This window comes from Actinophytocola sp. (assembly GCF_036002505.1).
In the GTDB taxonomy this organism is placed as follows: Bacteria; Actinomycetota; Actinomycetes; order Mycobacteriales; family Pseudonocardiaceae; genus DASYTH01.
In genome coordinates, this window is the sequence record NZ_DASYTH010000428.1 from 77668 (window position 1) to 89128 (window position 11461).

Sequence of the window (11461 nt, forward strand, 5' to 3'; positions counted from 1 at the left end):
ACGATCTCTGCCAGGCGCATTCGCGCACTGCTCGAAGTCCCGCACGGCCGTCTCGGGCAGCCATCACTTCGACTCCGGAGATGACCCACCTATGACCCTTGCCACTCCTGCCGCTCCGTCCGAGCAACCACGCTCCGCGCCCAAGCCGTTGCTCTCCGGGCAGCGGTCCCGCGCGGAGCAGATCACCGTCCGCGCCTTCCTGCTCATTCCGTTCGCCGTGCTCGCCGCCGCCGTTCCGGTGTTCTGGGGCTGGGGAGTGAGCTGGCTCGACCTGGTCATCGGCGCGGGCTTCTACGTCGTGTCCACGCTCGGCATCACCGTCGGGTACCACCGGTACTTCACGCACGGGGCGTTCAAGGCCCGGCGCGCGCTCCGGGTGGCGCTGGCCGTCGCCGGCGGCTTCGCCGCGCAGGGCCCGGTGATCGGATGGGTCGCCGACCACCGCCGCCATCACGCCTTCTCCGACCGGGAGGGTGACCCGCACTCGCCGTGGCTGTTCGGCACCTCGCCGCTGGCCCTGGCCAGGGGGTTCTGGCACGCGCACATGGGCTGGATGTTCCACCGGGACAAGACCAACGTGGACCGGTTCGCCCCGGATCTGGCCGCGGACCGCGGGATCCGGATCGTCGACCGGCTGTTCCCGCTGTGGGTGGCGCTGAGCGTGACCGTTCCCGCCGTGCTGGGCGGGCTGATCACGCTGTCCTGGTGGGGCGCGCTCACCGCGTTCCTGTGGGCCGGCCTCGCGCGGATCTCGTTCCAGCACCACATCACCTGGTCCGTGAACTCGATCTGCCACATGATCGGTGAACGACCGTTCGCCAGCCGGGACCGGTCCGCCAACTTCTGGCCGCTCGCGATCCTGTCCATGGGCGAGTCCTGGCACAACTCGCACCACGCCGACCCGACCTGCGCGCGGCACGGTGTCCTACGTGGACAGATCGACGTGTCGGCCCGGCTGATCTGGATGTTCGAGCGGCTCGGCTGGGTGTGGCAGGTGCGCTGGCCGACGCCGCAGCGACTGGCCCGGCTGGTGAGCCCGGCGCAGGCAGCCCGGCAATGAGCCCGGCCGGCGAGTTCGCGCGCGCCCGGGACCGGGCTCGCCGGGACGAACGGGTGCTGCGGGGTCGGGCGGCCCGCATGGTCGCCGCGCAGGCGGTGGACGCGGAGGACCGTCGGAGCCTGCTGTCGATGTTGGGATTGGACGACCAGACGGACAGCGCGACCGCGCTCCGGCATGGCCTTGCCGGCTACGTGCGCGCGGTGGCGGCGGCGGTGGGGGTGCCGGCGGAGGCCACCGGGTTCGAGGTCAGCGACACCGTGACGGCGTATCTGGGACTGGCGCAGCGGTGGGCGCTGCGGCCCGGCCGGGACCTCATGCTGGTCTGGACCGAACGGCTGGGTTGGTATGTCGCCGTGGAGACCGGTCCCGCCGAACGGCCGGTCGTGGTCGACTACCTCGGTGGCGCCGACGTCGTGCCGGCGCCGCAGGCCGTGGCCTGGTTCGTCACCGACGTGATCAACGGCCAGCGCCTGTGCGGCACCCGGCCGGAGTTCCCGACCGCGGACAACCGGAACGACCTGGCGGTGCGGCTGGCCGGCTACGCCGCGCTCGGTCGTTCGGAGCTGTAGCGCGGCAAGCCGATCGCCGACCTCACCCCGCACCGGGTCGACCCGGTGCGGGGTCGCTATTACGCCACCCTGAACAATGCCGACGTGCTGCCGTTCGGCGGGATGTCGCGGGCTGGAACGGATGCTCACGGTCGCCGGAATCTAGTGCCCCGTTGATCCTGCTCGTCTTACCCGTCTCTGGCGCCCAGGCGGTCCCTGGCTGCGTTGTCGTCGGCCCAGGGACAACGCATCCGGTAGCTGGACCTCCTCCGCCTTGCCAGGAACCACCTGGATCACCAGATACGAGCAAGGAAGCAGAATCACGGGGCACCAGCCAATCCGCCCGAGCCGCCTGGCCGAATACCGGCTGGCGAGGCAAACGACCTCGCCAGGCGAAGGAGTTCACCATGGCTCACCAGGAGCAGTTCGAACACGGCGCCGGCTCCGCTCCGCAGAGCGGGATCACCCGCCGTAAGTTGATCGGCACCGGCGTCACCCTGGCGGCTGCCGGTGTGGTCGTCGGTGCGGGCGGCGCCGTCGCCGCGTCGGCCGTCTACGACAACGTCGCCGGGTCGGCCGGGCCCGCGCCGGAGGACCCCGTGATGGTGCACCTGCAGAACGCGGAGAGCGGCCAGCTCGACCTGTTCGTGGGGGAGCGCCGGATCAGCTTCACCGACCGCGCCATGGCCGCGGAGATCGTCAAGAACGCGGCGAAGGCCGTCTAGTCATTCCCTGAGTTCTTCTCGTTTCCTTTTCGCAACCGGGCGTATTCGGCGCCCGGGTCCCCTTTGACACATTGTTGTGAGGTTGAACCATGTCTTCACACCGAGAGGCACCCGAGATCGCCAAGGACCCGGTTGCCGACTCCACCGACGTCTACGCCTTCGTCAGCCCGGACAAGCCGGACACGGTCACGCTGATCGCGAACTACGTGCCGCTGCAGGGACCGGCCGGTGGCCCGAACTTCTACGAGTTCGGCGACGACGTGCTCTACGAGATCCACATCGACAACGACGGCGACGGCAAGGCCGAAGTCACCTACCAGTTCAGGTTCACCACGGAGATCCGCAACGAGAACACCTTCCTGTACAACACCGGCCCGATCCAGTCGCTGGACTCGCCGAACTGGAACCGCCGGCAGTTCTACACGGTGACCCGGGTGGAGGGACGCGGTCGCACCCAGCGGCTCGGCCGCCGGATCCCCTGCCCGCCCTGCAACATCGGCCCACTGTCCACTCCGGACTACCCGTCGTTGGCGGCGGCCGCGGTGAAGGACCTGGGCCAGGGCCGGCGGGTGTTCGCCGGGCAGCGCGCCGAGGGCTTCTACGTGGACCTGGGTGCGATCTTCGATCTGCTCGACCCGCGCCCGTTCGCCGACGCGCACAACCACTTCGGTCTGGCCAAGTTCCCCAAGTCGGGGCCGGGCGTGAACGCCACGCGGAACCTGAACGTGCACTCGATCGCACTGCAGGTGCCGATCAGCGACGTCACCAAGGACGGGTTCAAGGGCAAGGACGTCAACGACCCGCGCGCCACGATCGGTGTGTGGACCACGGCGAGCCGGCAGCGGGTGCGCATGCTGGACACCTACAAGAACAACACCTGGAGCACCGGCCCCTTCCGCCAGGTGTCCCGGCTGGCCATGCCGCTGTTCAACGAGGTCATCATCCCCATGGGGAAGAAGGACTTCTGGAACACCCAGTCCCCGGCGGGCGACAGCCAGTTCGCCAAGTTCGTCGCCAACCCCGAGGTGGCGAACCTGCTGCCGGTGCTGTTCCCGGGCGTGTTCCCCAACCTGGACAAGCTCAACAAGTCCGGCAAGCCGCGCGCCGACCTGCTGGCGATCCTGCTCACCGGCATTCCGGCCGGCCTGATCCCCGGTTTCCAGAACTTCACCGGGAAGACCCAGGCCGACCTGATGCGGCTCAACACGGCCATTCCACCGAACAGCAAGCCCAGCATCTACGGCCTGCTCGGCGGCGACCTCGCCGGCTTCCCGAACGGCCGCCGGGTCTTCGACGACGTGGTCGCGATCGAGCTGCGGGCGGTGGCGGGCGCGACCTACGCGCTGGTGGACAAGACGTTCACGCCCGACGGCGCGGCGGCCCAGGTGGACGACGGGGTGACCCCGGACAACCTGGACTCGCCTTACCTGAACACGTTCCCGTTCCTCGGCGTTCCGCACAGCGGGTTCACCAACCCGGCCAAGTAAGGAGAAGTCCCATGGGCCACGGTCACACCCACGCGCACGGCCACGCGCACGGCCACGCCACGGTCGGAGCGGCCAGCATGGTCCTCGACATCGGTGCGGGGTTCGGCGCGCTGATCATCCACACCGGGCCGGAGCAGGCCGAACTGGAGATCGAGATCAGCCCGGGGCACAGCGAGAACGCGCCGCGCAGCCACAACCAGGTGCACGCCAGACACAACCGGCACGGCACCACCTACAGCGCGGTGTTTCCCAGTGTGGCTGAAGGTGACTACACGGTCTGGCGGACCGACGGCGCGCCGCAGGGGAGCGTGACCATCCGCGGTGGCTATGTGACCGAGCACCACTGGGACTAAGGGGAGAGTTGTTCGCGGGGCTCGCCGGCCTTCGGGTCGCCGAGCTCCGCGAACAGCAGTCCCGCCACCCCGGAATTAACTGCTGTCGTTGCGTTCCAGCGAACGGTGCGGTTGTCGGGTTGATCGTGGCTCGGTATCGTCACGGTCCCCTGAGGTGCGGTTGGTCCGGGCGCAAATTCTAATTCCGGGTGGCGGGACTGTGAGGGTGGCGGTGACCGAGGGTTGGCTGCTCGCCTTGCCGACCGCGTGGGCCCGCTGGTAGTGGCGCAGGGCGTCCTGGTGCCGGCCGAGGTTCCGGTAGCACTCGCCGATGTTGGTCAGCACCATCTCCTCGCCGATCTCCTGCTCGATCCGCGGCACGGTGTCGACGTAACCGAGGGCGGTCCCGTGGGTGACGAGCTCCAGGAGCTCACCGTAGTAACCCAGCGCGGCCTGGTGCCGGCCCGACTGGCCGTGCGCGCTGGCGAGTCCATTGAGGACGCAGCTCTCGGCGAACCGGTCGCCGAGCCGGCGCGCCGCGGCCAGCCCGGACTCGTGCGTGGCGATCCAGTCGGCGCGGTGCTTGCGCAGGTTGAAGAACTCCCACAGCAGGCACGGCAGCTTCCAGGCGTGCTCGTGGAAACCCTGGTCGGCGGCGAACCGGACGGCGGCCACCAGGTTGTCGCGTTCGGACTCACACCAGGCGGCGGCCCGGCGGTGGCTGGTGAACGTCAGCGGCCGGACGCCCGGCACCGGCGGCTCGAGCGGGATCGGGGCGTTGCGCCGGCACAGTTGCCGGTTGGCCTGCTGGGCGGTGTGCAGGTAGAAGTCGAGCAGCTGGTGTGCGGCCCGGCGCCGCTGGCGGGTGGAGTCGACGGTGCCGGCGCGCTCGCGGGCGTAGCCGCGCAGCAGATCGTGCCAGGTGTACCGGTCGGGCGCGGCCTCGGTGAGCAGTCCGGCCGCCACCAGCGCCTCCAGCCGGCGCCGGGTGTCCGGTGTGGACCATCCGGCGAGCGCGGCCGCGGCGGCCAGGCCGATGTCCTGGCCCGGGTTGACACCCAGCAGGCGGAACAGCGTGGCCGCGGGGACGTCCAGGGCGCGGTAGGCGTGGGACAGCACGGCGCGCAGGCCGCCGGCCCGGTCGCCGGTCGCGGGCGGGTCCAGCCGGGCCCGCTCGTCCCGCAGCTCCGTGGCGAGGTCCCGGATCCGCCTGGCCGGTTGCCCGGCGGCCCGCTCGCCGGTCAGGCGCAGCGCGAGCGGTACCCGGGCGGTCAGCTCGACCAGGTCGGCGGCGGCCCCAGCCTCGGTGCGCACCCGCTCGGCGCCGATCGTGCGGCGCAGCAGGGTCATCGCCTCGGCCCGGGTCAGCGGGCCGAGCGTGATCCGGTGGGTGCCGGGCCGCGCGGTCAGGCCCGGTAACCGGTTCCGGCTGGTGATCACGACCAGGCTGGTGCGGGTGCCCGGCAGCAGCGGCCGGATCTGCTCGGCGCCGGCCGCGTTGTCCAGCACGATGAGCACCCGCCGGCCGGCCAGCAGGGTTCGGTACAGCGCGGCCTGCTCGTCCAGGCCCGGCGGGATGCTCGCGGGGTCGGCGCCGAGCGTGCGGAGCAGCCGGCCGAGCGCGGTGCCCGGCGGCACCGGATGCTGGCCGGGGTCGAATCCGTTGAGGTTGACCCAGATGTGGCCGTCCGGGAAGCGCTCGGCGACCCGGTGCGCGAAGTGCGTGGCGAGCGCGGTCTTGCCGATGCCGGCGCCGCCGTCGATGGTGACGATCCGGCCCGCCCTGGTGTTTTCCTTACCCAGCAGGGATTCGAGCTCGGTGAGCGGCGCGGTGCGGCCGGCGAACACGGCCGGAGCGGCGGGTAACTGGCGGGGTGTGGCCGGCCGGGCCGGCGCCGGGCGGCGCGGCGCCGGCAGGGTGAGCGCCGGGTCGGCCCGCAGGATGGCGGACTGCAGGCCGCGCAGCTCCGGTCCGGTGTCCAGGCCGAGCTCCGCGGTCAGCCTGGTGCGCAGCCGCCGGTAGGCCTCCAGTGCTTCGCCCACCCTTCCCTTGCGGTACAAGGCACGCATGAGCTGGGCGGTGAACCGCTCACGCAGCGGGTGCTCGGTGACGAGTGCGGCCAGCTCGCCGGTGAGGCAGTGGTGCCGGCCGAGGGTGAGCTCCAGCTCCAGCCAGTCCTCGACGGCGCCGAGCCGGCGCTCGTCCAGCCGGATGGCGGCGGACGCCAGGATCCGGCTGCGGATCCCGGCGAGTGCGTTGCCCTGCCACAGATCCAGCGCCGACCGCAGGGCGTCGGCGGCCTTCTCGAGGTCCCCGGCCGCGACCGCGTCGCCGGCGAGGGTGAGCTGCTCGTCGAAAATTTCGGTGTCCAGCAACAGGTTCGCCGTGCGCAGCCGGTAGCCTGATCGGTCGGTGAGCAGCACGTCCGGCCGGTCGAGCAACCGGCGTACGGCCGCCGCGATGTTCCGCACCTGGCGGACGGCGGTCGCCGGCGGGTCGTCGTCCCACAGCACGTCGACCAGCCGTCCGATCGGCACGGTCCGGTCCGGCTCCAGCGCGAGCGCGGCGAGAAGCTTGTGCGCGCGGCCGCCGCGAAGCTCGATGTACCGTCCCCCGCTCCAGACCTCGAGTGGTCCCAGCAGGCGAATTTCCATGTGCCCCAACCCCCGACGCCGGGGGTGTCCCTGGTCCCCGGCACCGCAGGCCACCCTAGCGGGACCCGTTATCGCGCCTGACTACTTGGGGGTACGTGAAAACGGTGTGACACAAAGGCTTTATCACTTAGGTGCAAATGATCTCGTTGTCTGCCAACGAATCCCTTAGGGGATTGAATTCGGCCTGCTCAAGGTGAACGTTCGTGGCCCGAACGCGGCGAGCGCCCGGCGCAGCCGCTCGTCCCACCAGGACGATCGGTCCGGGTCGGACAGGGCGAACCGGTCGAGCAGTGCGGGATCGGGCACCGGGGGAGTGCGGGGCACCGGGAGGTGCCCGCCGGTCTGCCGAAGCGCGTCGACGACGACGTCCCCGGTGAGCAGCGCGAGCGTGCCGAGGCCGCAGGCGAAGTCCAGCTCGGGCAGCGCGCCGGCGAGGGCCAGCCCGGCGGCGAGGCCGACGCTGGTCTCCAGGGCCGAGGAGACCACGCAGGGCAGGCCGGTGGCTTCGGCGATCGCCAGCGCCCGGCGCACCCCGCCGAGCGGGCTGCACTTGATCACGGCGAGGTCCGCGGCGCCGGCCAGCGCGACCCGCATCGGGTCCTCGGCGCGCCGGATCGACTCGTCGGCGGCGATCCGCACGTCCACCTTGCGGCGCACCGCGGCCAGCTCCTCGACCGTGCGGCAGGGCTGCTCGACGTACTCCAGCCCGCCGGCCGCCCGGTCGAGCCGGGGAATCGCCGCGACCGCGGTGTCCACGTCCCAGTTGCCGTTGGCGTCGCAGCGCACCGCGCCGCCCGGGCCGAGCCCGTCGCGGACCGCCGCCAGCCGGTCCAGGTCCTCGGCCAGCGAGCCTGGGTGGTCGGCCACCTTCACCTTGGCCGTTCGGCAGCCCGAACCCGCGGCGATCTCCCGCGCCCGCTCCGGCCCGACCGCCGGCACCGTGCAGTTGACCGGAACCCGGTCCCGCACCGGCGCCGGCCACCCCCCGGTCGCCGCCTCGAGTGCGGTGGCCAGCCACGGCAGCACCTCGCGGTCGTCATACTCGGCGAACGGGCAGAACTCACCCCATCCGGCCGGCCCCTCGACCAGCACACCCTCGCGCACCGTGATACCGCGGAACCGCGTGGTCAGCGGGATGGCGTACGCCCTGGTGAGCATGGCGTCAGCCTCCCATGACCCGCGTGTTGGCGCGTGGCGTCGCCACGTTGGCCGCTGGCGTCGCCGTGTTGGCATCGTGCGTGGCCAACACACCTGCGCCACACGCCAACACACCTGCGCCGCACGCCAACACACCTGCGTGACGCGCCAACATGCCTGCGCTGCGCGCCAACACACCTGCGTGACGCGCCAACATGCCGGGTGCGTGTCGGGTTACCGGCGGTGTCGGCAACCCGACAGGGCAAATTGGTCTAGACCTCGCTTACCCTCGGATCATGCACGTGATCCGGCGCACGGCCGCGCTCGTCGCGAGCCTCGCCCTGCTGCCCTTCGTCCCTGCTGCCCCGGCCGCTGCCGCGCCGACCCTGCCGGCGTGCCAGCACTTCTACACCGGGCCCATCCCGGACCGACCGCCCTCGCCCGGGGTCGGGCCGAGCCCGGAGATCGGCCCGGTCAACGTGAGCGGCCGGCTGCCCGCGCCCGGCGGGGTCAGCGGCGGCTACAACGCCAACGGCACGGTCACGTTCACGTTCAGCCGGGTCGCCGGCGCGCGGGCGTACCGGGCGTTCCGCAACGGCCAGGCGCTGCAGTGGATCGACGACTGGGGCCAGCCCACGCTGCAGGTGACCGACACCGCGCCCTGCCAGAACGCCAACTACCAACTCCTCGCGCTCGGCGACAAGACCGGCGCCGCGGCCAACCTCGGACAGATCTCCACCGCCTACCGGCTCGACGCGGGCAGCCGGCTCGCGCCGTTCCGGATCCCGGCCGGCACCCGGCTGACCTACACGGTCACCGCGTACAGCGACACCGGCCTGACCGCGCTGGGTTATGACGCGGGGGCCGGGTTCTGCGCGGTCGACGCCCGGAACATCCCGTGGGGCACCAGGTTCTCCGTACCCGGCTACGGCTTTTGTTACGCCGCCGACATCGGCAGCTGGATCAAGGACCGCATCGCCGACGTGTGGCTGCCCGGCACCCAGGCCGACCGCTGGGGTGTCCAGATCCGTGAGCTTGTCGTCCAACCCTGAGGAGAGGCCGCCATGTCCCGCAGTCGCAACGGCATTCTCGCCGCCCTGGCGGCTTCGTGCGCCTCCCTGCTGATCGTGGCGCTGACCCAGACCGCGCCGGCCGGCGCGGCCACCAGCCCCACCGCGACCTTCAGCAAGGATTCCAGCTGGGACACCGGGTACACCGCGCGGTACACGATCGCCGCGGGCACCTCGGCGCTGTCCGGCTGGCGGGTCGAGTTCGACCTGGCCGCCGGCAGCTCGGTCGGCACGTTCTGGGACTCGCTGCTGACCAGCAGCGGCAACCATTACACGTTCGTCAACCGGGAGTACAACGGCAACGTCCCGGCCGGCGGCACGACCTCCTTCGGTTTCAACGTGTCCGGCACGGCGAACCCGGCGAGCTGCAAGCTCGACGGGCAACCCTGCGGGGGCGCCCCGCCCACCAGCACGACGACGACCACCCGTAGCACCACCACGACGACGACCACCTCGACGACCCCGCCGCCGGCCGGCAGCGTCCGGGCGGCGCCCTACATCGACATCACGATGAGCACCCCGTCGCTGGTGTCGGTGGCCAACGCGACCGGGCACAAGGTGTTCACGCTGGCGTTCGCGCTGGCCGACTCAACCGGCTGCAACCCGTCCTGGGGCGGCACGATCCCGATCAACGACAGCCGGATTGTCAACGACGTCCGGGCGTTGCAGGCGGCCGGCGGTGACGTCGTGGTCGCCACCGGCGGCGCGGCCGGGCCGTACCTGGAGTACACCTGCACCAGTTCCGCCGCGCTGCTGGCCGCCTACAAGCGGGTGCTGGACACCGTGGGCAGCAACCATCTCGACGTGGACGTCGAGGCCACCATCCCGCAGGACATGGTGAACACGGCGCTGGCGCAACTGCAGCGGGAGCGCGGCACCACGATCAGCTACACGATGCGGGTGCAGGGCGACGACTTCGGCATGGACCCGTACTCGGTGCAGGTGCTGCAGAGCGCGGCGGCCCGGGGCGTGAACGTCACGGTGAACCCGATGACCATGGAGTTCGGCAGCTCGCGGCCGGACTGGGGCGACGCGGTGATCGCCGCCGCGCAGGCCAGCCTCAACCAGGTCAAGCAGATCTGGCCGGGAAAGTCCGACGCGGAGGCGAAGCGGATGCTCGGGGTCACCCCGATGATCGGCCGCAACTTCAACGGCAAGACCTTCACCCAGGCGCATGCCCGCAAGCTCGTCGACTGGGCCACGGCCAACCACGTCGGACTGCTCGCGTTCTGGTCGGTGGGCCGGGACAACGGCGGCTGCCCGGGCGGCGGCGTGTCCCCGACGTGCAGCAGCATCAGCCAGTCGACGTTCGAGTTCACCAAAATCTTCAAGGGGTTCCGGGGCTGAGCCGGCTGCCGTCCCGGTCGTCGGGCTCTCCCTCCGACCCGTACAGGCCGCGGGCGGCCGCCTGGAGACCGGCTTGGAACCGGGTGCGGGCGCCGAGTCCGTCCATCATGCGGCGGACCCGGCGCTCGACCGTGCGCAGCGCCACACCGAGCTTGCGGGCGATCGCCTGGTCGGTGAGGCCGGCGGCGAGCAGTGCCAGCAGCTGCTGGTCCCGCGAGCTCAGCGGTTCGGCGGGGTCGTGGCCGGCGGCGAACCGGTGCTGCGGCCACATCGGGGTGGCCTGCTCCCACAGCGTTTCGAACAGCGTGACCAGCCCGTCCAGCAGGGCGGACGCGCGGATCAGCACGGCGGTCCCGGTGACCGGGTCGGTGCCCGGCAGGTCGTGCGGGGCGAGGCCGACCCGGCCGTCGGCGATCACCAGCTTCATCGGCACTCCGGCCAGCACCCGGGCCTCCTCGCCGCGCGCCGCGAGCTGCCGCAGCTTCTCCACCCGTTCGGCCGGCCCGAGCGCGTCCCGGTCGTAGATCGTCCGGTAGCGCACCCCGCGGGCCAGCAGCTCCTGCTGCAGCTCGTGCTGGTCGCCGTCCGGCTCGACCACGTACGGCGGCTTGTCCAGGATCAGCAGCTCCCGCCGGGCCAGCTCCTGCAGCTGCCGGAACCGGTGCCCGACCGCCGCGCGCCCGTGCACCACCGCCACCGGAGACTCCACGGTGGACCAGCTGCGCGGCTGGACCCGTTGGCAGAAGACCACTCCGAGCAGGCGGGCGTGCTCGATCTCCTGCTGGCGGCGCAGGGCCAGCACCTCCACCGCGATGTCCGGCGGGGACGGGGCGAACCGCGCCGGCCGGCCGCCGTTCCGGGCCACGAGACCCTTGTCCGCCAGTGATCTCAGCAGCACGCGCAGCCGGGAGGCGCCGAGCCCGGTGAGCCCGGCCAGCTCGGCCAGGGTGGGGTCGGGGTTGGCCAGCAGAAGCTCGTAGAGCTGCTGCTCGGCCGGCGTCACTCCAAGGCTGTCCAGCTCCATTGCTGCCCCTGTAATGGTGCGCTCGTGAATACCCCAGTCAGCGGTTATTGGTCTAGACATTGACAACGCCATATGG

10 protein-coding genes are annotated in these 11461 nt (G+C 71.5%); 7 read left to right on the forward strand and 3 right to left on the reverse strand.

Features of this window, described 5'->3' with window-relative positions; translation table 11 throughout:
* Nucleotides 1–91 precede the first annotated feature (91 nt).
* The 5 genes from VGR06_RS38175 to VGR06_RS38195 all read left to right on the forward strand — a co-directional run bounded on the left by VGR06_RS38175 (nucleotide 92) and on the right by VGR06_RS38195 (nucleotide 4173).
* Nucleotides 92–1060 (forward strand): acyl-CoA desaturase, encoded by a 969-nt coding sequence (locus VGR06_RS38175; protein WP_327564100.1) that lies wholly within the window; start codon nucleotides 92–94, stop codon nucleotides 1058–1060.
* Nucleotides 1057–1629: a DUF6292 family protein gene (locus tag VGR06_RS38180; protein WP_327564101.1), complete on the forward strand. Its 573-nt coding sequence runs from the start codon at nucleotides 1057–1059 to the stop codon at nucleotides 1627–1629. The genes VGR06_RS38175 and VGR06_RS38180 overlap by 4 nt, the downstream gene beginning before the upstream one ends.
* A 386-nt stretch (nucleotides 1630–2015) precedes the next feature.
* Nucleotides 2016–2333 (forward strand): hypothetical protein, encoded by a 318-nt coding sequence (locus VGR06_RS38185; RefSeq protein WP_327564102.1) that lies wholly within the window; start codon nucleotides 2016–2018, stop codon nucleotides 2331–2333.
* Nucleotides 2334–2422: 89 nt separating this feature from the next.
* Nucleotides 2423–3820, forward strand: a complete 1398-nt coding sequence (locus tag VGR06_RS38190; protein WP_327564103.1) for a DUF4331 domain-containing protein — start codon at nucleotides 2423–2425, stop codon at nucleotides 3818–3820.
* An 11-nt stretch (nucleotides 3821–3831) separates the two neighbouring features.
* Nucleotides 3832–4173: a hypothetical protein gene (locus VGR06_RS38195; RefSeq protein ID WP_327564104.1), complete on the forward strand. Its 342-nt coding sequence runs from the start codon at nucleotides 3832–3834 to the stop codon at nucleotides 4171–4173.
* A 75-nt stretch (nucleotides 4174–4248) separates the two neighbouring features.
* On the opposite strand, the gene VGR06_RS38200 is transcribed toward VGR06_RS38195, so the two are convergent.
* Together VGR06_RS38200 and VGR06_RS38205 are read right to left on the reverse strand one after the other, a co-directional pair.
* Nucleotides 4249–6807, reverse strand: a complete 2559-nt coding sequence (locus VGR06_RS38200) for a BTAD domain-containing putative transcriptional regulator (protein ID WP_327564105.1) — start codon at nucleotides 6805–6807, stop codon at nucleotides 4249–4251.
* 165 nt (nucleotides 6808–6972) lie between these two features.
* Nucleotides 6973–7965, reverse strand: coding sequence for an o-succinylbenzoate synthase (locus VGR06_RS38205; RefSeq protein ID WP_327564106.1), 993 nt, complete (start codon nucleotides 7963–7965; stop codon nucleotides 6973–6975).
* A 275-nt stretch (nucleotides 7966–8240) separates the two neighbouring features.
* Between VGR06_RS38205 and VGR06_RS38210 the strand changes: the two genes are divergently transcribed.
* Together VGR06_RS38210 and VGR06_RS38215 are read left to right on the forward strand one after the other, a co-directional pair.
* The gene (locus VGR06_RS38210) at nucleotides 8241–8996 is read left to right on the forward strand and encodes a 3D domain-containing protein (protein ID WP_327564107.1); all 756 of its coding nucleotides are present in this window, start codon (nucleotides 8241–8243) and stop codon (nucleotides 8994–8996) included.
* A gap of 12 nt (nucleotides 8997–9008) precedes the next feature.
* Entirely contained in the window at nucleotides 9009–10361 is a 1353-nt protein-coding gene (locus VGR06_RS38215) for a cellulose binding domain-containing protein (RefSeq protein WP_327564108.1), read from the forward strand.
* On the opposite strand, the gene VGR06_RS38220 is transcribed toward VGR06_RS38215, so the two are convergent.
* Nucleotides 10342–11385: a helix-turn-helix domain-containing protein gene (locus tag VGR06_RS38220; RefSeq protein WP_327564109.1), complete on the reverse strand. Its 1044-nt coding sequence runs from the start codon at nucleotides 11383–11385 to the stop codon at nucleotides 10342–10344. The two genes, VGR06_RS38215 and VGR06_RS38220, sit on opposite strands and share 20 nt — an antisense overlap.
* Nucleotides 11386–11461: the final 76 nt, after the last annotated feature.